This is a genomic window from Fictibacillus sp. S7, assembly GCF_004127935.1.
Lineage (GTDB): Bacteria > Bacillota > Bacilli > Bacillales > Fictibacillaceae > Fictibacillus_C > Fictibacillus_C enclensis.
This window is the reverse complement of sequence record NZ_QJKL01000001.1, coordinates 2,935,485-2,958,808: the sequence shown is the minus strand read 5'-3', so window position 1 is coordinate 2,958,808 and position 23,324 is coordinate 2,935,485. Positions and strand designations below refer to the sequence as shown.

The 23,324-nt window shown below is 46.2% G+C and carries 19 protein-coding genes, 9 tRNA genes and 3 rRNA genes; 25 read left to right on the top strand and 6 right to left on the bottom strand.

Features of this window, described 5'->3' with window-relative positions:
* Positions 1-27: 27 nt before the first annotated feature.
* The 3 genes from DMO16_RS15335 (at position 28) to DMO16_RS15325 (ending at position 2,401) form a co-directional block, all read left to right on the top strand.
* A complete protein-coding gene (locus DMO16_RS15335) occupies positions 28-468 on the top strand; it encodes a DUF2521 family protein (protein ID WP_206738113.1) in 441 nt (146 codons plus the stop codon).
* A gap of 63 nt (positions 469-531) precedes the next feature.
* Positions 532-1,245, top strand: a complete 714-nt coding sequence (gene cwlD, locus DMO16_RS15330) for an N-acetylmuramoyl-L-alanine amidase CwlD (protein WP_129478505.1) — start codon at positions 532-534, stop codon at positions 1,243-1,245.
* A gap of 115 nt (positions 1,246-1,360) precedes the next feature.
* A complete protein-coding gene (locus DMO16_RS15325) occupies positions 1,361-2,401 on the top strand; it encodes an Mrp/NBP35 family ATP-binding protein (RefSeq protein ID WP_061975759.1) in 1,041 nt (346 codons plus the stop codon).
* A gap of 45 nt (positions 2,402-2,446) precedes the next feature.
* On the opposite strand, the gene gerD is transcribed toward DMO16_RS15325, so the two are convergent.
* Positions 2,447-3,076 carry a spore germination lipoprotein GerD gene (gerD, locus tag DMO16_RS15320; protein WP_129478503.1) on the bottom strand — a complete coding sequence of 210 codons (630 nt, stop codon included), beginning with the start codon at positions 3,074-3,076 and terminating at the stop codon, positions 2,447-2,449.
* Between the two features lie 150 nt (positions 3,077-3,226).
* Between gerD and DMO16_RS15315 the strand changes: the two genes are divergently transcribed.
* A complete protein-coding gene (locus tag DMO16_RS15315) occupies positions 3,227-3,835 on the top strand; it encodes a KinB-signaling pathway activation protein (protein ID WP_061975771.1) in 609 nt (202 codons plus the stop codon).
* 28 nt (positions 3,836-3,863) lie between these two features.
* On the opposite strand, the gene pdaB is transcribed toward DMO16_RS15315, so the two are convergent.
* Positions 3,864-4,625 (bottom strand): polysaccharide deacetylase family sporulation protein PdaB, encoded by a 762-nt coding sequence (gene pdaB, locus DMO16_RS15310; RefSeq protein ID WP_061975763.1) that lies wholly within the window; start codon positions 4,623-4,625, stop codon positions 3,864-3,866.
* Positions 4,626-4,787: 162 nt separating this feature from the next.
* On the opposite strand from pdaB, the gene DMO16_RS15305 reads away from it, so the two are divergent.
* The 15 genes from DMO16_RS15305 (at position 4,788) to rocF (ending at position 12,620) form a co-directional block, all read left to right on the top strand.
* Positions 4,788-5,009: a hypothetical protein gene (locus DMO16_RS15305; RefSeq protein WP_061975765.1), complete on the top strand. Its 222-nt coding sequence runs from the start codon at positions 4,788-4,790 to the stop codon at positions 5,007-5,009.
* A gap of 284 nt (positions 5,010-5,293) precedes the next feature.
* Positions 5,294-6,841, top strand: a 16S ribosomal RNA gene (locus DMO16_RS15300).
* 216 nt (positions 6,842-7,057) lie between these two features.
* Positions 7,058-9,996 (top strand): 23S ribosomal RNA (locus tag DMO16_RS15295).
* Positions 9,997-10,011: 15 nt separating this feature from the next.
* The gene (locus tag DMO16_RS25205; RefSeq protein ID WP_277873759.1) at positions 10,012-10,140 is read left to right on the top strand and encodes a hypothetical protein; all 129 of its coding nucleotides are present in this window, start codon (positions 10,012-10,014) and stop codon (positions 10,138-10,140) included.
* A 110-nt stretch (positions 10,141-10,250) separates the two neighbouring features.
* Positions 10,251-10,366, top strand: a 5S ribosomal RNA gene (gene rrf, locus DMO16_RS15290).
* Together the 16S, 23S and 5S rRNA genes with 9 tRNA genes alongside form the textbook arrangement of a ribosomal RNA operon.
* A 47-nt stretch (positions 10,367-10,413) precedes the next feature.
* Positions 10,414-10,488 (top strand) — tRNA-Asn (locus DMO16_RS15285).
* 1 nt (position 10,489) lies between these two features.
* Positions 10,490-10,565 (top strand) — tRNA-Thr (locus tag DMO16_RS15280).
* A gap of 3 nt (positions 10,566-10,568) precedes the next feature.
* Positions 10,569-10,643: transfer RNA gene (locus tag DMO16_RS15275), tRNA-Glu, on the top strand.
* 88 nt (positions 10,644-10,731) lie between these two features.
* Positions 10,732-10,807: transfer RNA gene (locus DMO16_RS15270), tRNA-Val, on the top strand.
* Positions 10,808-10,830: 23 nt separating this feature from the next.
* Positions 10,831-10,906: transfer RNA gene (locus DMO16_RS15265), tRNA-Thr, on the top strand.
* Positions 10,907-10,941: 35 nt separating this feature from the next.
* Positions 10,942-11,026 (top strand) — tRNA-Tyr (locus tag DMO16_RS15260).
* A gap of 158 nt (positions 11,027-11,184) precedes the next feature.
* Positions 11,185-11,260: transfer RNA gene (locus tag DMO16_RS15255), tRNA-Lys, on the top strand.
* A gap of 54 nt (positions 11,261-11,314) precedes the next feature.
* Positions 11,315-11,388: transfer RNA gene (locus DMO16_RS15250), tRNA-Gly, on the top strand.
* A gap of 9 nt (positions 11,389-11,397) precedes the next feature.
* Positions 11,398-11,473 (top strand) — tRNA-Ala (locus tag DMO16_RS15245).
* Between the two features lie 244 nt (positions 11,474-11,717).
* The gene (rocF, locus tag DMO16_RS15240) at positions 11,718-12,620 is read left to right on the top strand and encodes an arginase (protein ID WP_061975774.1); all 903 of its coding nucleotides are present in this window, start codon (positions 11,718-11,720) and stop codon (positions 12,618-12,620) included.
* Positions 12,621-12,681: 61 nt separating this feature from the next.
* On the opposite strand, the gene DMO16_RS15235 is transcribed toward rocF, so the two are convergent.
* Positions 12,682-14,030 (bottom strand): IS3 family transposase gene (locus DMO16_RS15235; protein ID WP_129478501.1). Its coding sequence is split into 2 segments (ribosomal slippage): positions 12,682-13,571 and positions 13,571-14,030, totalling 1,350 coding nucleotides; the frame shifts between segments, so codons are not numbered across the junction.
* A 56-nt stretch (positions 14,031-14,086) separates the two neighbouring features.
* Positions 14,087-14,254: an aspartyl-phosphate phosphatase Spo0E family protein gene (locus DMO16_RS15230; protein ID WP_082635932.1), complete on the bottom strand. Its 168-nt coding sequence runs from the start codon at positions 14,252-14,254 to the stop codon at positions 14,087-14,089.
* 212 nt (positions 14,255-14,466) lie between these two features.
* Between DMO16_RS15230 and sigW the strand changes: the two genes are divergently transcribed.
* The 6 genes from sigW to glmS all read left to right on the top strand — a co-directional run bounded on the left by sigW (position 14,467) and on the right by glmS (position 21,716).
* Positions 14,467-15,042, top strand: a complete 576-nt coding sequence (gene sigW, locus DMO16_RS15225; RefSeq protein WP_129478497.1) for an RNA polymerase sigma factor SigW — start codon at positions 14,467-14,469, stop codon at positions 15,040-15,042.
* Between the two features lie 5 nt (positions 15,043-15,047).
* Entirely contained in the window at positions 15,048-15,665 is a 618-nt protein-coding gene (locus tag DMO16_RS15220) for an anti-sigma factor family protein (protein ID WP_061975779.1), read from the top strand.
* 208 nt (positions 15,666-15,873) lie between these two features.
* Positions 15,874-16,707, top strand: a complete 834-nt coding sequence (gene cdaA, locus DMO16_RS15215) for a diadenylate cyclase CdaA (protein ID WP_061975781.1) — start codon at positions 15,874-15,876, stop codon at positions 16,705-16,707.
* Positions 16,691-18,103 (top strand): CdaR family protein, encoded by a 1,413-nt coding sequence (locus DMO16_RS15210; RefSeq protein ID WP_129478495.1) that lies wholly within the window; start codon positions 16,691-16,693, stop codon positions 18,101-18,103. The genes cdaA and DMO16_RS15210 overlap by 17 nt, the downstream gene beginning before the upstream one ends.
* 3 nt (positions 18,104-18,106) lie before the next feature.
* Entirely contained in the window at positions 18,107-19,447 is a 1,341-nt protein-coding gene (gene glmM / locus DMO16_RS15205; RefSeq protein ID WP_129478493.1) for a phosphoglucosamine mutase, read from the top strand.
* A gap of 466 nt (positions 19,448-19,913) precedes the next feature.
* Positions 19,914-21,716, top strand: a complete 1,803-nt coding sequence (gene glmS, locus DMO16_RS15200) for a glutamine--fructose-6-phosphate transaminase (isomerizing) (protein ID WP_129478491.1) — start codon at positions 19,914-19,916, stop codon at positions 21,714-21,716.
* 48 nt (positions 21,717-21,764) lie between these two features.
* On the opposite strand, the gene DMO16_RS15195 is transcribed toward glmS, so the two are convergent.
* Entirely contained in the window at positions 21,765-22,721 is a 957-nt protein-coding gene (locus tag DMO16_RS15195) for a phosphotransferase enzyme family protein (RefSeq protein ID WP_129478489.1), read from the bottom strand.
* A 137-nt stretch (positions 22,722-22,858) separates the two neighbouring features.
* The gene (locus DMO16_RS15190; RefSeq protein WP_129478487.1) at positions 22,859-23,302 is read right to left on the bottom strand and encodes a VOC family protein; all 444 of its coding nucleotides are present in this window, start codon (positions 23,300-23,302) and stop codon (positions 22,859-22,861) included.
* Positions 23,303-23,324 lie beyond the last annotated feature (22 nt).

Sequence of the window (23,324 nt, the reverse complement as noted above, 5' to 3'; positions counted from 1 at the left end):
CGCATTCGCGCGGGAAGAGGATAAATGATGGCGATTGTAATTACAACATTTAGGGAGAAACAGCGTACGAAAAAAGCGGAGTACGAAAGAAAAGTGCTAAGGGATCTTTCGTTAGGGAAAATTAAAAAGGAAATTCAAACTCTGTACCAGCCTTTTTTTCAGTATTCGCTCTTATATCAGCAGGACATTGAGGATGCCTGTATTGATCTGGCCATAGATGCTTATTTGCTCGGTGCGGCTTACAGCCGGTTCGCCTACCACGGGGAAGCACTGGAAGACATCAAGAAACGGAGCCGGCATGCCGAAAAGGAATTGACGGAAAGCTTGTTTGATTACTGGCAGTTCTGGTGCTGGGGCACCGAGCAGATGATGGAATCCTTGTACTTGTGCTGTGAAGTGTACATTGAGCACTGGTGGCTTGAAGGATATTGGAATGGTGAGAAAAGATATAGAATGAAGCTCCATTAAGTACTAATTGGTTTCTTGTCCCATATATATAGACATATACGTCTGTTGATTAGGGGGCAAGGAATGAAAAGACGGGTAAAGCAAGTCGCCTTTGCCTTGGGATTTACCCTTTTGCTATTTATTTTTACGTATCAGTTTTCGGAAAAAGGAACCTGGAAACCGTGGAGCCTTCCGCTGTCGGGAAAAGTAATCGTGCTTGATCCCGGGCATGGCGGAATGGATGGCGGAGCGGTAGGCAGAGACGGGGTATTGGAAAAGGATATTTCATTGGATATCTCCTTAAAGCTAAGGGATTATTTGCAGGAAGCTGGTGCGCTTGTCATTATGACCAGAGAGCGGGATATGGACTTAAGCGGCAGAGATAGCGGGAGGATCCGTGCCCGAAAATGGGACGATCTCAGAAAACGAAAAAAAATCATTAATGAATCCAACGGCGATTTATATGTGAGCATTCATCTGAATGCACTTCCTTCTTCGCGCTGGCGGGGAGCGCAGGTGTTTTATTCACCCTCCGATAAGAAAGGCGAGGCCGCGTCCAAATTTATTCAAAGTGAACTGAAGCGAAACCTTCAGAACACAGACCGGATCGCAAAATCCATTGAGGGCATATTTTTGCTCCGGACGAGCAAGCTGCCCGGAACACTGGTTGAAGTCGGGTTTCTATCCAATCCGAGCGAAAGGGAACTGCTGAAAACAAAATCGTATCAGCATAAAATATCCGCCTCTGTCTATCAGGGAATTTTACGCTATTATACAAAAGAAAAAGTACCAAATTGAAGGTGCACGCCAAACCGGCTTGCACCTTCAATCGTCTGTAGTCTACGATTAAGCTCATCTGTGATATACTTGTTAAGGAGTGAAATCGAATACATGCAAAGGAAGTGTCTTATCCATGACAGAAGAAAAAGTAATTGAACTTTTATCTCGAATCCAAGACCCTTTTTTACATAAAAGCCTTGTCGAGTCCGGAGCGATTCAAGAACTAAAAGTAAAGGAAGGGTATGTCAGCCTGAAGGTTGCACTTCCCCAAACCGGATCTCAGGAGCAAATGATGCTTCAGCAGGAGATCGTCAATACGCTAAAAGGCGCGGGAGTTGAATCTGTCGGCCTGCGGTTTGAGGAGAGAAAGCCCGTTAAGGGAAGCCAGCAGCAAGCTGCAGCACCGGGTGTTCCGACATTGCTTGCACCGGAAAGCAAAACCCAATTTATCTCCATCGCCAGCGGAAAAGGCGGTGTAGGAAAGTCAACCGTATCGGTAAACCTCGCGGTGGCGCTGGCCCGTCTTGGCAAAAAAGTCGGATTGATTGATGCCGATATTTACGGATTCAGTGTACCTGATATGATGGGGATTACTGAGCGCCCGAAAGTCGTTGGAGAAACCATTCAGCCGGTGGAGCGGTTTGGAGTGAAAGTGATTTCCATGGCTTTCTTCGTGGAAGATAACGCACCTGTCATCTGGCGCGGGCCAATGCTTGGAAAAATGCTCATGAACTTCTTCAGCGAAGTGAATTGGGGAGACCTTGATTATGTTCTGCTCGACCTGCCGCCTGGAACAGGAGACGTAGCTCTCGATGTTCATAAAATGCTGCCGAAGTCCAAAGAGATCATTGTGACCACACCTCATGCGACAGCTGCCTTTGTTGCAGCCAGAGCAGGAAGCATGGCGCTAAAGACGGATCATGAGATCCTTGGGGTTATTGAAAACATGGCTTTCTTTGAGAGCAAGATCACAGGCGAGAAAGAATATGTATTTGGCAAAGGCGGAGGAGAACGCCTGTCAGACGAGCTTGGAGTTCCGATGCTCGGACAGCTGCCTCTCGGACAGCCTGATATTAACGAAGAGGATTTTGCGCCAAGCGTTTATGCCCGAGACCATCGTTTGGGACAAGCCTATGAAGACATCGCACAAAAAGTCATCGACCATTTAAACTAAACAAAACGAAACCTCGTACCGTTTACGTACGAGGTTGTTTTATATTTACTGTTGTCCGCCGCCTTGTTGCTGGCCTTGCTGCTGTTGTCCTTGCGATCCTTTTTTAGAGGTCGACTGGTCGATCTCATCATGAGCGGCTTTTTGCAGCATTTCTGACAATTGCGTACGTACCAGTGGGCTATCGAAGGTTTCCATCATGATTTTCTTTACTTCTTTTCGGTATTGAGGCGAATTGGAAAGGTCCAGTACTTCTTTGCCCATTTCCGGGCTTTTCAGGATATTCATCATAAGCTGCTGATACGCCGGATCTTTCATCAGGCCTTTCATCAGCTTTTCATGTTCAGTCTTCATGCTTTTTGCATAGGCTGCAGCAAATTTCGGATCTTTAAAGGCTTGCTGCCAAAACTTCTCACCTTTTGGCGACAAGAGTTCTTTTTCAATCGTTTGTTTGATGAGCGCCTGATCAAGCAAAAGTTGTTCCTTCATTTTTTCATCAGACAACACATCGGTGATGGCTTTTTTTCCATCATCTGTTTTTAAAATATCCACCAGCATTTTTTTGGTGGCGTCATAATCCATGTTCTGGGGACTGCTTCCTTGTGCTTCATTCTGGGCACAGCCGCTAAGGGCTAAAAGAAGAAAACAGAAGAGGCATGGGATCCACGTTTTTCTCACGTCTGCTCCTTCTCCTTTCTATGAGTTCTTACCATTAGGGTGGGTGTTTTACGGAGATTTATGCAGGACAAATATAGGAAAACAGTATGGCTTTTTTTGGTTAGGATTGATACAATCGATAACGGTTACATTTGGATTGGAGGCAATCATGTGAAGTCAAGAAACTGGGTCTTTTTATTTATCACGACGTTACTTATTGGGATTGGCTGTGCCATTGTTGCAGGTTTAATTTCACAATTTCCCGAAACCGGGGGCGTGAAAGAATTTCTTATCTATATACTCGGTCTTGTTGGCTTTGGCGCTTTATTTAGTGTGTTCAGCCAGATGGGATTTTTCGCTTACTTGACGGTTCACCGGTTTGGTCTGGGCATTTTCAGATCGCAGTCCCTGTGGAACGGTGTTCAGATTGTCCTTATTATTGTTGTTCTTTTTGATTTGTTTTACTTGCGGTATACCGCATTTCATAAAGCGGGGCAAAGCCTTGCCTCCTACAGTTTAATTCCTATCGGGGTTTTCGCTCTTGGTTTGCTTGTAGCGTATATGAAACAGAAGCAAACGAACAAGGGAGCGTTTGTACCCACATTGTTTTTTATGATTGTGGTGACTACCATGGAATGGGTGCCCGTCTTAAAAACGAATGCACCAAGCGCCATGTGGATGGCATTCGCTTCCCTTGGTGTGTGCAACCTTTATCAGATTCTTATGCTTCACCGGCTCATTCAGCCAAAATCCGCTGCCAAATCAAAAACTTCCGCCTAAAATGGACGGAAGTTTTTTACTTATTATTTTAATGAACCTCCTGGCTGTGTGCCTGTGTATTGGCAATCATTTCACCGACACTGACAAAGGAAAAGCCTTCTGACTTTAACTTGCCGATAATTTCCGGCAATGCTTTATGAGTTTGCTTCACAGAGTCGGAAGCATGGAGCAGCAGAATATCTCCGGGTTTCACATGATTGGTTGCATTCGAAACAATTTTATTAACTCCAGGATTTTTCCAGTCTTTTGTATCGATACTCCAGTGTACGACAGAATGATGAGTACCTTCTGATACCTCAAGTACCCGTTTATCAAAACTTCCATTCGGCGGCCGGATTAAAGATGTCGTCTTGCCGGACACTTTTTTGATCTTTTCCTGTGCAGTTAAGATGTCACGTCGGATCTGCGGATCTTTCCAGTCGGTATAGTCCTTGTATTGGTAACCAAGGCTCGCCAGTTCATGGCCGTCTTTTACAATGCGCTCCACAATTTCCGGATGTCGCTCTGCCCAGGCGGCTGATACGAAGAACGTACAGTTTTTGATGCCCTGCTTTTTCAAAATATCCAATATAGGCAGAGCCCGTTTATCGCCCCAACTGATGTCGAACGTTAAGGCGACTTTATTTCCTTTTGCCTCGCCTTTATAAATGGCACGCGGTCCGTCTTTGGATGAAAAAACAGATAATTGCTCTTGCCCCATAAAAGCGAGTGAAGCTGCAAAAAAAGCAGCGAATACAACAACCATGTACTGCTTTGCCTTTTTGCCATTAACCACCATAAAGAATTTCATGCCGTCCCCCCTGATCCCAATGAATTCGGTGATCCTTTTCTCTGTCAATGCTGTCTAAGGAGATGTATATGACCGCGGAGGACAAGATATAACTCTATACATAGAAATTGAAGGAGCGGGAAACATACGACAAAAAACAGATAAAGGATGTTGCAGTGTCTCATGATAGGCATAATGCTCAATAAAAGAGAAGCGAAGGAAATGGTATACCTGCTTAAAAAAGAACTCGAGGAGCTTTTGTCAGATCTTAAAGATGATCAGATTGAGCCGATGGTAAAGACTGTGCTTGAAGAACGGTATCACTTGCTTTTCCGGCTTTTTACCCTGTTGGCCTCCCCGGCAGAGTGCACACGCTTCTGTCGAAGGAAACAAGAGTACCAGTAAGGAAAAATCGGAATGGATATCTTTTTTTAAAAAAAGTGTTGACTCTAAAAACAGGTACGTGGTATATTATTTCTTGTCGCTGCTGACACAGTGACTTGCAACAAACTATCAACAAAAAAAGTTGTTGACATGATAGTTGCTAAGATGTTATGATATAAAAGTCGCCAAAACGAGCGGCGCAAACAAAATGTTCTTTGAAAACCAAACAAAAGCCAGAGTAAGTCAGGGATTTTACAATCCCATCAATTTCTTATTTTTAAACATTAAGAGCTATATCAAACACTTTATTGGAGAGTTTGATCCTGGCTCAGGATGAACGCTGGCGGCGTGCCTAATACATGCAAGTCGAGCGAATGACGAGGAGCTTGCTCCTCTGATTTAGCGGCGGACGGGTGAGTAACACGTGGGTAACCTGCCTGTAAGACGGGGATAACTCCGGGAAACCGGAGCTAATACCGGATGATAACGAGAAGCGCCTGCTTCTTTTTTGAAAGTCGGTTTCGGCTGACGCTTACAGATGGGCCCGCGGCGCATTAGCTAGTTGGTGAGGTAACGGCTCACCAAGGCGACGATGCGTAGCCGACCTGAGAGGGTGATCGGCCACACTGGGACTGAGACACGGCCCAGACTCCTACGGGAGGCAGCAGTAGGGAATCTTCGGCAATGGACGAAAGTCTGACCGAGCAACGCCGCGTGAGCGATGAAGGCCTTCGGGTCGTAAAGCTCTGTTGTCAGAGAAGAACAAGTACCGGAGTAACTGCCGGTACCTTGACGGTACCTGACCAGAAAGCCACGGCTAACTACGTGCCAGCAGCCGCGGTAATACGTAGGTGGCAAGCGTTATCCGGAATTATTGGGCGTAAAGCGCGCGCAGGCGGTTTCTTAAGTCTGATGTGAAAGCCCACGGCTCAACCGTGGAGGGTCATTGGAAACTGGGAGACTTGAGTGCAGGAGAGAAAAGTGGAATTCCACGTGTAGCGGTGAAATGCGTAGAGATGTGGAGGAACACCAGTGGCGAAGGCGGCTTTTTGGCCTGTAACTGACGCTGAGGCGCGAAAGCGTGGGGAGCAAACAGGATTAGATACCCTGGTAGTCCACGCCGTAAACGATGAGTGCTAGGTGTTGGGGGGTTCCACCCTCAGTGCTGACGTTAACACATTAAGCACTCCGCCTGGGGAGTACGGCCGCAAGGCTGAAACTCAAAGGAATTGACGGGGGCCCGCACAAGCAGTGGAGCATGTGGTTTAATTCGAAGCAACGCGAAGAACCTTACCAGGTCTTGACATCCTCTGACCACTTGAGAGATCAAGCTTTCCCCTTCGGGGGACAGAGTGACAGGTGGTGCATGGTTGTCGTCAGCTCGTGTCGTGAGATGTTGGGTTAAGTCCCGCAACGAGCGCAACCCTTGACCTTAGTTGCCAGCATTCAGTTGGGCACTCTAAGGTGACTGCCGGTGACAAACCGGAGGAAGGTGGGGATGACGTCAAATCATCATGCCCCTTATGACCTGGGCTACACACGTGCTACAATGGGTGGTACAAAGGGTTGCGAAGCCGCGAGGCCGAGCCAATCCCAAAAAGCCACTCTCAGTTCGGATTGTAGGCTGCAACTCGCCTACATGAAGCCGGAATTGCTAGTAATCGCGGATCAGCATGCCGCGGTGAATACGTTCCCGGGCCTTGTACACACCGCCCGTCACACCACGAGAGTTTGTAACACCCGAAGTCGGTGGGGTAACCTTTTGGAGCCAGCCGCCGAAGGTGGGACAGATGATTGGGGTGAAGTCGTAACAAGGTAGCCGTATCGGAAGGTGCGGCTGGATCACCTCCTTTCTATGGAGACATGAGCACTCAGGTGCCTCATGAATCTTACTCTGAGCTTTTGTTTGGTTTTGAAAGAACATCGTTTCTTTCAATTCATAAAGGTTACACATTTGATGTGGCCATGTTCCTTGAAAACTAGATAACGAAACATCCAAACAAGCCAACTAATTCATTAGTTGTGCGCTGATTTAGTGATTTTTTTACGATCTTACGATCGTGTTTAAAGGTTAAGCTAGAAAGGGCGCACGGTGGATGCCTTGGCACTAGGAGCCGAAGAAGGACGGGACGAACACCGATATGCCTCGGGGAGCTGTAAGTAAGCGTTGATCCGGGGATTTCCGAATGGGGGAACCCACCATCCGTAATGGGATGGTATCCATATCTGAATACATAGGATATGAGAAGGCAGACCCGGGGAACTGAAACATCTAAGTACCCGGAGGAAGAGAAAGCAAATGCGATTTCCTGAGTAGCGGCGAGCGAAACGGAAACAGCCCAAACCAGAGGGCTTGCCCTCTGGGGTTGTAGGACACTCTACATGGAGTTACAAAGGAACGGGGTAGATGAAGCGGTCTGGAAAGGCCGGCCAAAGAAGGTAACAGCCCTGTAGTTGAAACTTCGTTCCCTCCTGAGTGGATCCTGAGTACGGCGGGACACGTGAAACCCCGTCGGAATCCGGGAGGACCATCTCCCAAGGCTAAATACTCCCTAGTGACCGATAGTGAACCAGTACCGTGAGGGAAAGGTGAAAAGCACCCCGGAAGGGGAGTGAAAGAGATCCTGAAACCGTGTGCCTACAAGTAGTTGGAGCCCATTAACGGGTGACAGCGTGCCTTTTGTAGAATGAACCGGCGAGTTACGATAACGTGCAAGGTTAAGCCGAGAAGGCGGAGCCGCAGCGAAAGCGAGTCTGAATAGGGCGCCATAGTACGTTGTCGTAGACCCGAAACCGTGTGATCTACCCATGTCCAGGGTGAAGTTCAGGTAACACTGAATGGAGGCCCGAACCCACGCACGTTGAAAAGTGCGGGGATGAGGTGTGGGTAGGGGTGAAATGCCAATCGAACACGGAGATAGCTGGTTCTCCCCGAAATAGCTTTAGGGCTAGCCTCGCGGCTAGAGTCCTGGAGGTAGAGCACTGATTGGACTAGGGGCCCCCACAGGGTTACCGAATTCAGTCAAACTCCGAATGCCAGAGACTTATCCGCGGGAGTCAGACTGCGAGTGATAAGATCCGTAGTCAAGAGGGAAACAGCCCAGACCATCAGCTAAGGTCCCAAAGTATACGTTAAGTGGGAAAGGATGTGGAGTTGCCCAGACAACCAGGATGTTGGCTTAGAAGCAGCCACCATTTAAAGAGTGCGTAATAGCTCACTGGTCGAGTGACTCTGCGCCGAAAATGTACCGGGGCTAAACGTATCACCGAAGCTATGGATTGTACCATCAGGTACAGTGGTAGGGGAGCGTTCGAAGTGCGGTGAAGTCAGACCGGAAGGACTGGTGGAGCGCTTTGAAGTGAGAATGCCGGTATGAGTAGCGAAAGACAAGTGAGAATCTTGTCCATCGAAAGCCTAAGGTTTCCTGAGGAAGGCTCGTCCGCTCAGGGTTAGTCGGGACCTAAGCCGAGGCCGAAAGGCGTAGGCGATGGCCAACAGGTTGAAATTCCTGTACCACCTCCTTTCCGTTTGAACGACGGGGGGACGCAGGAAGGTAGGGAGAGCGCGCGAATGGAAATGCGCGTCTAAGCAGTTAGGCTGATTGTGAGGCAAATCCCGCAATCGTGAAGGCTGAGCTGTGACGGCGAGGGAAATTACAGTACCGAAGTCCCTGATCCTACACTGCCAAGAAAAGCCTCTAGTGAGGAAAGAGGTGCCCGTACCGCAAACCGACACAGGTAGGCGAGGAGAGAATCCTAAGATGATCGGGAGAACTCTCGTTAAGGAACTCGGCAAAATGACCCCGTAACTTCGGGAGAAGGGGTGCTCTGGTAGGGTTTATCGCCCGAGAGAGCCGCAGTGAATAGATCCAAGCGACTGTTTAGCAAAAACACAGGTCTCTGCGAAGCCGCAAGGCGAAGTATAGGGGCTGACACCTGCCCGGTGCTGGAAGGTTAAGAGGAGGGGTTATCCCTTAGGGGAGAAGCTCTGAATTGAAGCCCCAGTAAACGGCGGCCGTAACTATAACGGTCCTAAGGTAGCGAAATTCCTTGTCGGGTAAGTTCCGACCCGCACGAAAGGTGTAACGATTTGGATACTGTCTCAACGAGAGACCCGGTGAAATTATAGTACCTGTGAAGATGCAGGTTACCCGCGACAGGACGGAAAGACCCCATGGAGCTTTACTGCAGCTTGATATTGGATTTTGGTACAGTTTGTACAGGATAGGTAGGAGCCTGAGAAGTCGGAGCGCCAGCTTCGATGGAGGCGTCGGTGGGATACTACCCTGACTGTATTGAAATTCTAACCTGGAACCGTGATCCGGTTCGGAGACAGTGTCAGGTGGGCAGTTTGACTGGGGCGGTCGCCTCCTAAATCGTAACGGAGGCGCCCAAAGGTTCCCTCAGAATGGTTGGAAATCATTCGCAGAGTGTAAAGGCACAAGGGAGCTTGACTGCGAGACCTACAAGTCGAGCAGGGACGAAAGTCGGGCTTAGTGATCCGGTGGTTCCGCATGGAAGGGCCATCGCTCAACGGATAAAAGCTACCCTGGGGATAACAGGCTTATCTCCCCCAAGAGTCCACATCGACGGGGAGGTTTGGCACCTCGATGTCGGCTCATCGCATCCTGGGGCTGAAGTAGGTCCCAAGGGTTGGGCTGTTCGCCCATTAAAGCGGTACGCGAGCTGGGTTCAGAACGTCGTGAGACAGTTCGGTCCCTATCCGTCGCGGGCGCAGGAAATTTGAGAGGAGCTGTCCTTAGTACGAGAGGACCGGGATGGACACACCGCTGGTGTACCAGTTGTTCCGCCAGGGGCATAGCTGGGTAGCTACGTGTGGACGGGATAAGTGCTGAAAGCATCTAAGCATGAAGCCCCCCTCAAGATGAGATTTCCCATCACGTCAAGTGAGTAAGACCCCTTAGAGATGATGAGGTTGATAGGTCTGGTGTGGAAGCGTGGTGACACGTGGAGCTGACAGATACTAATCGGTCGAGGGCTTATCCTTAAAAACAAAAGCGGAATGAACCGCTTATATCCGACAAGCGTTGGAAACCCTGACAAGAACACGGTTTTGGTGTTCATTGGAAGGGGCGAAACGACCTCGAGGATAGGGTTCATGAAGCTGGACGTTATCAGCACGTTTGGATGAAGTTATCTAGTTTTGAGGGAATATGCCTCAAAAAAAGGTCTTGCCAAAAGAGCAAAAACATTGTAAAATGTATCTTGTCCTTGTAATTTAGGACAAACTTTGAAAGACAGTCTGGTGGCGATAGCGAAGAGGTCACACCCGTTCCCATACCGAACACGGAAGTTAAGCTCTTTTGCGCCAATGGTAGTTGGGGGCTTCCCCCTGTTAGAGTAGGACGCTGCCGGGCTTTCATTTCAAACCTTTTTGTTTGTGGATTTCTAATTAGTTTATTATTCCACAGTAGCTCAGTGGTAGAGCTATCGGCTGTTAACCGATCGGTCGTAGGTTCGAGTCCTACCTGTGGAGCCATGCTTCCATAGCTCAGTAGGTAGAGTGCTTCCATGGTAAGGAAGAGGTCACCGGTTCGAGCCCGGTTGGAAGCTCCAGTCGGCCCGTTGGTCAAGCGGTTAAGACACCGCCCTTTCACGGCGGTAACACGGGTTCGAATCCCGTACGGGTCACCAAGTTTTTTCATGAAAATGAAAACAACCAAGTTCTTTTGAAAAAAAGAACCAAGTTCTTTTGAAGAAAAGAACCAATAATATTCAATTTGGAGGATTAGCTCAGCTGGGAGAGCACCTGCCTTACAAGCAGGGGGTCGGCGGTTCGAACCCGTCATCCTCCACCATTTTTATTACCATTGTTTACAACGCCGGTTTAGCTCAATTGGTAGAGCAACTGACTTGTAATCAGTAGGTTGGGGGTTCAAGTCCTCTAGCCGGCACCATTTTAATAAGAAATACCGGAATCCTTTTTTTATGTGGAGGGGTAGCGAAGTGGCTAAACGCGGCGGACTGTAAATCCGCTCCCTCCGGGTTCGGCGGTTCGAATCCGTCCCCCTCCACCACTTATTTTTTTAAAACCATTTTGGTAAGCAACATGAGCCATTAGCTCAGTCACGAACTACGCTTCGTGGTTGAACAGCGAGTTGTCTCGACGGATATCATATTCTCCTTGCTTTAACTTTTAGGGGAAGAGACAGGGGACCGACGGACATAACAACATGAGCCATTAGCTCAGTCGGTAGAGCATCTGACTTTTAATCAGAGGGTCGAAGGTTCGAGTCCTTCATGGCTCACCACTTTCTGAATAAAAGACAGAAAGCATGGACATAACATTATAATAAGGTTAATATGCGGGTGTAGTTTAGTGGTAAAACAAGAGCCTTCCAAGCTCTGGTCGTGAGTTCGATTCTCATCACCCGCTCCATTTTATTTTGGGGCCTTAGCTCAGCTGGGAGAGCGCCTGCCTTGCACGCAGGAGGTCAGCGGTTCGATCCCGCTAGGCTCCACCATACATAATAAACGTAAAGCCTTTGGACTTTTGTCCAAAGGCTTTTTTTATTGCCGAATGCCAGACTCCTATTCCTTGATTGGATCCAACTGTCTATCTTATCTAATAATTATCCACTCTATCTATAGAAAGCGCTTACTACCGGGTATATCTATGCAATTTTTTGTCCAGTTGAACCACCTGTAAAGGACAGGCTAAAATTAATTGATAGAATATTGAAACGCAGCTTAGGGGGAGGCCTACAAATGAAGAAGGATATTACACTTATCGGGGTACCAATGGATTTAGGGCAAACACGGCGGGGAGTAGATATGGGTCCAAGCGCCATTCGATATGCAGGCATTGTGGAACGGCTGAAGGATATTGAATACAACGTTCTCGACTTTGGGGATATTGAGATTGCCCGGCCGGGAACGATCGAGGAAACCATTGAAACAAACCTGAAGAACCTGGAAGAGGTGGCTTCTGCCAGTGAGAACCTGGCTCAGGCCGTTTCGAATGTTATTCAGGAGAACCGCTTTCCGCTTGTTCTGGGAGGGGACCACAGTATCGCGATCGGAACACTTGCAGGCATCTCCAACCACTATGAGAACCTTGGGGTCATATGGTATGATGCCCATGGAGACTTGAACACAGCAGATACCTCACCAAGCGGAAACATTCATGGTATGCCTCTTGCTGCAAGTTTGGGCATTGGCCATGAATCGTTAACTCGCATTGGGGGATACGAACAGAAAGTTAAACCGGAAAATATCGTTATCATCGGGGCGCGTTCTCTTGATGAGGGAGAAAAGACGTTGATCAAGGAACGCGGGATCAAGGTGTATACGATGCATGAGATTGACCGGATCGGTATGACGAAGGTGATGGAGGAAACGATTGAGTACTTGTCCGCAAAAACAGATGGAGTTCACCTCAGTCTTGACCTTGACGGGCTCGATCCCCAGGATGCCCCGGGAGTGGGTACACCGGTTCTCGGCGGAATCAGCTACAGAGAAAGCCATTTGGCGATGGAAATGCTGGCTGAATCACAGCTCATTACTTCCGCGGAATTTGTGGAGGTCAACCCGATTTTGGATGAACGAAATAAAACAGCGACAGTAGCGGTCGCCTTGATGGGCTCCCTTTTTGGTGAAAAGCTTCTATAATAAACAAATTAAAAACAGCTGCTCTATTTTGATCTGAACCCAAAAAGTTAGACACGAAATTTTAAGCAGCTACTTCGGCATGAGTCCGGTATTGAACCGGGCTCATGCCTTTTAATTTTGCTTTTATCCGGTTTTTATTGTAGTAATCGATATACTGTTCCAATTCTTTTTTAAAGTGTTCCATACTTTCAAATTCTTTGAGATAAAGCAATTCACTTTTCAATAAGCCAAAGAAACTCTCCATGGCGGCGTTATCAAGACAGTTGCCCTTACGGGACATGCTTTGTGTTATATTTTTTTCTTTCAATGCATGCTGGTACGGTTTCATTTGATAATGCCATCCCTGATCAGAGTGAAGGATGGGGGCATCGTTCTCTTTCAATTGTTTGAATGCCTTATCCAGCATCTTTGAAACCAAAGAGTAAACCGGACGGTGTTCCATCTGATAGGCAACGATTTCTCCATTATATAGGTCAAGAACTGGCGATAAATATAGCTTTTCACCATGTAATTGAATTTCCGTCACATCGGTTACCCACTTTTCATTCGGTTTCACTGCTTGGAATTTACGTGCTATAACATTTGGAGCGATTTTTCCAACATTTCCACGATAGGAGCGATATTTCTTCACCTTCACCAGAGACTTGATCTTCATTTTATTCATTAAGCGACGGACAGTTTTATGATTAAGTGAATAGCCTTGATTTTGTAATTCCCATCGGATCCGACGATAGCCATATCGACCTTGGTGCTCATTAAAAATCTGTTGAATAACAGCTTTCACTTCATGATATTTATCTGCACGATTCTTTTGTTTCATCCAGTAATAATACGTGCTTCGTGGAATGCCTGCGACCTCAACGAGGTCAATGACTTTATATTCCTGCCTTAACTCATCAATCACTTCCGCTTTGACTTGTTCTGTGATTTTTCCTCTTCTTGAATTAAGGCTTGTAACTTTTTTAAGTATGCATTCTCCATACGTAATCTCTCATTTTCAGCTCGTAGAGCTTCGACGGATCCTTCTGATGGCTGCTTTCTTTTTGAATCTTTTTTCATGGATGAACGCCCCTTTATCTTTGATCGAAGAGCCTCAATCCCTTGCGTTTCAAAAAGTTGATACCAATTCCAAACGGTGCTGGGAGAAGCCACGTTGAAATGGGCGGCAGCTTCTGAGATAGATACTCCCGTTTCGTTTATATAGTGAAGTACGTCCATTTTAAACTCAATAGAATGATTTGTATATGATTCTTGAAAAGCCATTTCTCCGTGTTTTCGAAACTTGGCCACCCATTCTTTTAACATTGATGAAGTCACACTGTGTTTATGAGCGGTCTCTTTAAAGGAATCTCCCCCCTGAAGATAAGCATGAACAGCAGCTAATTTAGTCTCCAAAGAATACTTGGTCATGAAAAAACTGCACCTCCTATTGTTAGATGTGTCTAACAAAAGGGGTGCAGTTCATTTTAAGAGTAGCTGTTTTTTACGTTCGCTTTTTGGAATTCATTTAAGAGGGCATCTATATGTTGGCTCATTTCAACGATTTCATCAGCGATTAATGGCATAAATTTAGACATTTCATTCATTTTTTTTCGAGATACTTCAATTTCTCTAAGTAGGATATTGCGGTCCATAGATACACGCTCCTTATAGATTATCTTAATTTCCATTATTCCCGCAATTATCCATTGTGAAACTTTATTTGTAAAAAATGTATAAAAATATTTTCGATAGTCTTACCGTTTCATGCTAAAATTAAAACTGCTTTATTTTTTTAAGAACTTGAAACTTTTTTGTATTCGATACGTAGAAAAATACGAACCATAACTGGTGGTGGACAATTGAAATGGAATCATTAATAAACAGCCTGGTTACTCAGGTTAAATCGGGTAACCGGGAGGCTTTTGAAGGCCTGGTGGAGATCTATAAGGATAAGATCTACCGGCTGTGCTATAGAATGGTCGGCGACAGGCATGAAGCAGAAGATCTGGCACAGGAGGCCTTTGTACGGGCTTTTGTGAACATAGATAAATACAGCGGAAGCTATAAGTTTTCAACTTGGCTGTACCGGATCGCCACAAATTTATGCATTGACCGGCTGAGGAAAAGAAAGCCGGATTACTCCATGGATGCAGAAATTCCGGGGACGGAAGGTGCCACATTGTACAGCCAGGTAGCAGATGCGGATCCGCTTCCGGAAGAAGAAGTGGAAGAAAAAGAAAAACATGACCATCTGCAGCAGGAAATCATGAAGCTTCCTGAAAAATACAGAACAGCCATATTGCTGAAGTACATTGAGGACATGTCTCTCGAGGAGATCAGTTCTGTGATGGACCTGCCGGTTCCTACCGTGAAAACCAGAATCCATCGGGGAAGAGAAGCGTTGAAAAAGGCATACAAAAAGGTTGCGAAATCGAGGTGAACATAATGTCATGTGAATCAGAAGAATATATGGATCTCATTGATAAAGCCCTTGATGGGGAAATTACAGCAGAGGAACAGACAGAGCTGGAGCGTCATATGGAAAGCTGTGAGAGCTGCAAAGAGCATTATCATGCATTAAAGGAAATTATTTATGAAATGAAAGAAGCATCCCCTGTAGTGGCGCCTGCACATTTCACAGAAAATGTAATGAAAAAGCTGCCGGAAGTGAAAAAGCGGAGTATGCCGGCACAATGGATCAGGCGTTATCCCGTCTTAACCGCCGCGGCTGTTTTCTTAATCTTAATGTTTGGCTCCGTGATGGCAGGCTGGAATACGGAGAATGATTTTGCAGTGCATTCAGCAGCCAGTAATATAAAGGTGAATTCTGCTGCCCATACAGTAACCGTGCCAAAAGGGGAAACGGTCAAAGGAGATTTGGTCGTTGAAAATGGCGACATTAAGGTCGAAGGCAAGGTCGAGGGCAATGTGGTGGTTATAAAGGGAGAAAAATATATGGCTTCTGCCGGACAAATCACCGGGGACAGCCAGGAAATTCATGAGGCAGTAGAATGGGTTTGGTATAAACTAAAAACGTTCTTTACCGGACAGGAACAAAAATAGGATTGCACATCGAATGATTATAGAGTAGTTGATAAGCCGCCTGAAGCGAAGGCTGGCTTTTTCCTTTATTACGCCAATTAAACAGATTCAAATAGCGTTGAATTTTTAAAGGAAAGGTCTGGATATGCTATAATAAGGGATGTTGTATATTATGACCATTGTTGCACTACATTAACAGAAAGGGTAGTTCCCGAAGTGGAGTGATGTCATGTTACCTGTTGGAAGTTTTAGCTTAGGTAACTATATTAGCCAGATTGTTGATATTTTACTGGTTACCTATGTTTTTTATAAATTGATCATGCTGATCCGCGGAACAAAAGCGGTACAGCTGTTAAAAGGAATTGTTATAATCGTAGCCGTTTGGCTTGCCAGCAGCTTCTTTGAACTGAGGACCATGAGCTGGCTGATGGATAAGGCCATTACATATGGACTGCTTGCGATTATTATTATTTTTCAACCTGAACTGAGGCGCGCACTGGAACAGCTTGGGCGCGGTAAACTGTTTTCAAGAGCGGGCGGGGCTGAGGAAGAGGAAATGGAAAAATCCATTGCTGCCATCGTGAAGGCTACCGGCTATATGGCCAAACGCCGTATCGGAGCGATCATGTCGTTCGAACGGGAAACGGGGCTGACGGATTATGTGGAAACGGGAATTCCCATCCATTCCAAACTCACTTCAGAGCTCTTAACCAATATTTTTGTACCCAATACTCCATTGCATGATGGAGCCGTTATCTTGCGGCCAAATGAAATTATAGCAGCAGGCTGCTATTTACCGCTTACGGAAAGCCCATTTGTGTCCAAGGAACTTGGTACAAGACACAGGGCAGCCATTGGAGTCAGCGAAGTGACCGATGCGATAACAGTGGTTGTTTCAGAGGAAACGGGTGGAGTTTCCATTACCAAGAACGGGGAAATTCACCGTAACCTGGATGAGGAATCTTTAAAAAATTTATTAACTGCCGAACTCATGGGTTCGGGCCGCTCGGCTTCCTCATCACGCTGGAATTGGAGGGGGAAGAAAAATGGACAAACTCCTTAGAAGCAATTGGTTCGTAAAGATCATCGCTTTTCTTCTGGCTCTCATGCTTTACACCGTGATATCGATGGAAGACCAGCAGCAGACCAGCAGGAATGCTCTGTTTACATCGGTGTCCAAAAACACTCAAACCGTGAACGGAGTAGAAATTGTCCCATACTTCGATGAAAATAAATATGTACTTACTGACATGCCTCGATCCGTGGATGTCAAACTTACGGGTGAGTCCAACCTGGTGACCAAGGCTTTGAAGGTCGACCGGAAAATACAAGTTTATATAGATCTGACCAAGTTAGGACCAGGTACTCATACCGTTCCGGTCAAATTGAAAAATGTACCGGATGAACTCGATGCTGTGCCTTCCCCAAAACAAGTGAAGGTAACGCTTCATCAAAAACGAACCAGGCAGATTCCGATAAGTCTTGATCTTAAAAACAAAGCAAAGCTGCCGGAAGGATATGAAACCGGCAAGGTCGACTTCTCACCGAAATCTGTTTACGTGACCGGGCCGGATGATTACATCAGCAGCATTGAAAGCGTACGGGCGTCGGTCGATGTTTCAAATGCAAAAGACAATGTGGAAACAAGAGTACCTTTAAGAGCGTATGACAGCCAGGGGAACCTTGTGGATGTGCTGATTGATCCGAAGTCAGTCAATGTGACGGTGCCGATCTCCAAGCCGGAAAAGACCGTTCCGCTGAGCATCAATAAAAAAGGAGATCTCCCGGAAGGCTTGACCCTTGCAGGGATCACATTTGATCCAAAAGTGGTTACACTGTCAGGGCCATCTTCCGCTCTGGATAAAATTAATGAAATCAGCGATGTTGATGTAGATTTATCAAAAATAAAGAAAGATTCAATGGTTGATGTGGATGTACCTCTTCCGGACGGAGCAGAATCGGTCAACCCAAAGCAAGTGAAGGTGAACGTTGACGTGGAGAAAGATACGGGAACAAAGACGTTAAAAAACGTTCCCATTGAAATCCGCGGAGAAGACAGTGAGCAGCCGGCTTCCTTCGTATCGCCTTCTGACGGGAAAATGGATGTGACCATCTCAGGAAGCAAGAAGACCATCGATGGACTGGATGCTTCTGACATTACGGCCTATGTCGATGTGAGCAACCTGGAACCAGGGGAACACACAGTAACCATCCATGCCTCAAATTCCAAGAACCTGAAGATGGATACAGAGGTTTCTGAAGCGACCATTTCCATTGAAAAACCTGCTTCCGAGACAAATAATAGTACAGACGAGCAGAACAACGACACGCCTGCACAGCCTGACGAGAACAGCACCACCAATAAAGACGATGGAAAAAAAGAGAACCCAGCCGTAGCAAAATCAAAATCAGAGGAAAAATCGAATCCTACCGAATCACAGACTGAAGGAGAGAATTAAATCATGGGAAAATACTTTGGAACAGACGGGGTAAGAGGCGTTGCCAATACAGAACTTACCCCGGAACTAGCATTTAAACTGGGCCGCTTTGGGGGATATGTATTAACAAAGGAAACTCAAAAGCCAAAAGTTCTGATTGGACGGGATACACGAATTTCCGGACATATGCTTGAAGGAGCATTGGTTGCGGGCCTATTATCCACCGGAGCTGAAGTATTGCGGTTGGGTGTTGTCTCTACACCATGCGTCGCCTATTTGACAAAGGCGCTTGGCGCTCAGGCAGGGGTCATGATCTCCGCTTCTCACAATCCGGTTGAAGACAACGGAATCAAATTTTTCGGGTCAGACGGTTTCAAGCTTCTTGATGAACAGGAGGCTGAAATTGAGGTACTGCTCGATCAGGAGCAGGATCAACTTCCGCGTCCGTCAGGCGGAGATATCGGATCTGTTGGCGATTACTTTGAAGGCGGTCAGAAGTACCTTCAGTATCTTAAACAGACGGTTGAGGGAGATTTCTCCGGCCTTCATATTGCGCTTGACTGCGCCCACGGAGCGACCTCTTCTCTTGCGCCGCATCTATTCGCGGACCTGGAAGCTGATATTTCGACCATGGGAACCAACCCGAACGGCCTGAACATTAATGACGGAGTGGGCTCGACCCATCCCGAAAAACTGGCCGAACTGGTGAAGGAAAAAGGAGCAGACATGGGTCTTGCCTTTGATGGGGACGGCGATCGTCTGATTGCGATTGATGAGAACGGTGAGATTGTAGACGGCGACCAGATCATGTTTATTTGTGCCACATACCTGAAAGAACAAGGCGGACTTAAAAATGACACGATCGTTTCTACGGTCATGAGCAACCTTGGCTTCTATAAAGGACTCGAAGAAAAAGAGGTAAAATCGGTCCAAACAGCGGTTGGTGACCGATATGTCATGGAAGAAATGAGAAAGAACGGCTATAACCTCGGGGGTGAACAGTCCGGACATATCATTTTCCTTGACCATACAACAACAGGTGACGGAATGCTCTCTGCTATTCAATTGGCAAGCATCGTAAAGCAAACCAAGCGTCCATTATCCGAGCTTGCCAATGAAATGAAAAAATTCCCTCAGCTTTTGATCAATGTGAAAGTCGCAGATAAAACAAAGCTGCAGGGCAATAATACAGTGAAGGCTGCCATCGACAAGGTGGAAGACGAGATGAATGGAAACGGCCGCGTTCTTGTCCGTCCGTCCGGAACAGAACCGCTCGTCCGCGTTATGGTTGAAGCTCCGACAAAAGAGCAGTGCCAAACCTACGCTGAAGAGATTGTTGAAGTGGTGAAGGCGGAGCTTGTTTAACAAAAGGCACCCTCATTTGACTAAATAGACACGAAAAGTATGCATAAGCGTATCACCTAGCGATGCGTTTATGCATATTTTATTAAATATTTATTAAGCTACCTGGCCACCAATTGACGCTTGGTAAAAAACAGGCTATCATAAAGTTTATCTTGACTCAGAAACGGGAAGGAGTACAGAGTGGTAAGTTAAATAAAAAGCGCCTGAACTATTTTCGGACGAAAAGAAAATAGTTGACGAGGAAGAGGTTCATCGATCATTCGGCGGATGCCTCTCGGAATCAGTCACTTTCGTTAGCTTTTATCTAAAACAGGCAAGGCGACTTCCTGTACAAAAATAAAAGCAGTGGCTAATTACCATAAAAAATAAACATAGGTGGGGCTGTGAGCCCCGCTCACAGTCCCCCTGTCCGGCGGGTTCAGCATCAGATAAAGAGCTGTTCCTGACCTAAGGGAGGATAAATTAAATGTGCGGAATTGTAGGTTATGTAGGTAATAAGGATGCGAAGGAAATCTTGCTTCGAGGACTTGAAAAGCTGGAGTATCGCGGTTATGACTCTGCAGGAATTGCAGTAGTTGATCAGGACGGCGTGCAGGTTTTCAAGGAAAAAGGAAGAATTGCTGTGTTGCGCGACATCGTTGACTCAGGCGTTGAATCAACAATGGGGATCGGACATACCCGCTGGGCAACCCACGGAGCGCCAAGCAAAGTGAACTCTCATCCACACCAAAGTTCTGCTGAACGTTTCACACTGGTTCATAACGGTGTAATCGAGAACTACGGAAAAGTAAAACGAGAATACTTACAGGATGTAACATTCGTAAGTGATACAGATACAGAAGTTGTCGTGCAGCTCATCGAGAAATTCGTGAACGAAGGCGAAAGCGTTGAAGAAGCTTTCCGCCATGCTCTTTCTGTCATCAAAGGTTCTTACGCCATTGCATTGGTTGATAACCAAGATCCAGACACCATCTATGTTGGAAAAAATAAAAGCCCGCTTTTGGTTGGTGTTGGGGAAGGCTTTAACGTTGTAGCAAGTGATGCTATGGCGATGATTTCCCAAACTGACAAATACGTGGAGCTTATGGACGAAGAAATCGTCATCGTGACGCGTGATTCATATACCATTAAAACGCTCGACGGCCAGGAAGTCTCTCGTGAGCCTTACACTGCCGAGCTTGATGCAAGCGATATTGAAAAGGGAACTTACCCTCACTATATGCTCAAGGAAATTGATGAACAGCCATTCGTAATGCGTAACATTATTAAACATTACCAGAACGAAGACGGCAATCTGAAGCTTGACGATGATATTCGCCAGGCGATGAAAGAAACCGACCGCATTTACATTGTTGCTTGCGGTACCAGCTATAATGCCGGTCTTGTTGGTAAGCAATTGATCGAAAATATTGCAAAGGTACCGGTTGAAGTACACATTGCAAGTGAATTTGTCTACAACATGCCGCTTCTTTCTGAGAAGCCGCTGTTTATCTTCATTTCCCAATCCGGGGAAACAGCTGACAGCCGTGCAGTGCTTGTAGCGATCAAGAAGCTTGGACACAAGGCACTGACTATTACAAACGTTCCTGGATCCACGCTTTCAAGGGAAGCAAACTATACGCTTAATCTTTATGCAGGGCCTGAAATTGCAGTAGCTTCTACCAAAGCGTATACTGCGCAAATCGCAGTACTTGCCATCCTTGCAGTGGATGCGGCTCGTGCGCAGGGAATTGAACTTGATTTCAACCCGCTTCAAGAGCTTGCGATCGTGGCAAATGCGATTGAATCATTAACCGACCAAAAAGAAACCATGGAGCGTGTCGCTCAGGAATACCTTTCCGAAACACGCAATGCCTTCTTTATTGGCCGTGCGGTTGACTACTTTGTCTGCCTTGAAGGCTCTCTGAAGCTGAAAGAGATTTCTTACATCCAGGCTGAAGGATTTGCCGGAGGAGAACTTAAGCACGGTACGATCGCATTGATCGAAGATGGCACACCGGTTATCGCGCTTTCCACTCAGCAGCACGTGGACCTCAGCATCCGCGGTAACGTGAAGGAAGTAGCAGCACGCGGAGCCAACACATGCGTGATCAGTACAGAAGCAACAAAGGACGAAGGAGACCGTATCGTACTTCCAGAAGTACATGAATACCTTACTCCGCTCGTATCTGTTGTACCGCTTCAATTGATTGCCTACTACGCTGCCCTTCACCGTGATTGTGACGTGGATAAGCCGCGTAACCTTGCGAAAAGTGTAACGGTTGAATAGGAAATAATTCAAGCAAGACCCAATTCCTTCAAGAGGGATTGGGTCTTTTTAAATAGTTAGTATGGATTCATCTGCTTCAATTTCTGCTTTAAGGCTTAACCATTTCACCTTCTTTTCTTTGTCTGCCGTTTTCCAGTCATACCGTTGATGAAGATAGTTGTAAACCACCAACCTGCGATATTTTAGGAAGCGGGGCATTGCTTCTAGCCACCAATCATCGAAATGGTGTATCTGTTGGTAGCCTTTTAAAAACGAGGAAAGAAAAAGAGACATATAATCATCGAGGGACTCTCGCTTTCCTTCCTGTTGGTTAAATTTACTGATGACCGAATACAGGATAACGGCAATGTCATAAGCGAACCAATGGTAGCATGAATCGTCAAAATCAAAGGCTGTGAGAGCACCTTCATCTGTAACAAAAAAGTTGCGGGCATGGAGGTCACAGTGTACAAGGCCGTAATTCTTTGAACACATGGGAAGCGTATTTAACCAGGTTAACAGCTCAGTTGCTCTGTGGCAGACTATTTTTTCTTTCTGAGGCAGTTGCCTTAAATCCATCCAGGACTCTTGCTTCCAATCACGGCGGTTTAGATTTTCTAATGGGGTATAAGATTGGGTGAGTATATGCATTTGTCCTATCAATCGCCCCCAATTGACAACCATATTCGAGTTCCAATCTTCACCGACAGGGGTATGGCCAGGAGCTTTAACGAACATGCAAGCATGATATCCATTGGTTGCTGGTTCAACCCATCTTCCTGCTTGCGAAGTCAAAATCTTAGGTACAGAAACGCCATTATCATACAAATAGTTCATGAAATGCAATTCTGCGGCGGTTTCATCTTCATTACGCCATCGTTTATGCGTCAGGCGTAATATCCGGGAAGGATTACTGTTTTCTGCTGGGTAATTATAGACATCATTTACGTTGCCGCCTATGTGTGTAAGCCATTTGCAATTGAGTCCAAATGCATCAGATGCTGCCATCAATACTGATTGATCCACCCGCTCACTCCTCTTTTCGAATTCTCAATACATATTTAATTTAATAGTAAGGGTTGAATATCCTGCAAAAATACGAAAGTTGATTCGGAGGGGAAGATTCATCCAATATATTTCTTCAGGCTGATTTAATCCTTTAATTAAAAATTATGCCGTGTGACAGTCAGCTGAATCACAATCCCGAATGGATCTCTGACACGTGCATAGCCAGGGCTGAATGAGTTTTTTTCAAAAGGTGTCAGGACCTGGACTTTTTCGTGCTGAGTGAGTTTTTCATAAATTGCCTCTATGACGGGGTAATCTTTGGACTGGATACATAGGGAAAAGCTGTTGCCAGGCTGCCAGGGGTGGGCGGGATCCATTTCCTCTTCCGCTATCATGATTTTATTGGATCCGATTTGCAATACAGAATGAGTAATGTAGTTTTCCTCGCCTTCTTTATACGTAAAACGAGGGTCCATCTCTGTCATCTCTTTGTATGTTTTTTTGAATAATACTTCGGCTCCTAAATACGATTCGTAAAACGTGATGGCCTCTGCACCTCTGCCGTTCAATGATAAAAAAGGGATCACTTCCAGTTTCATGGGGTTGCCTCCTTGGATTTTG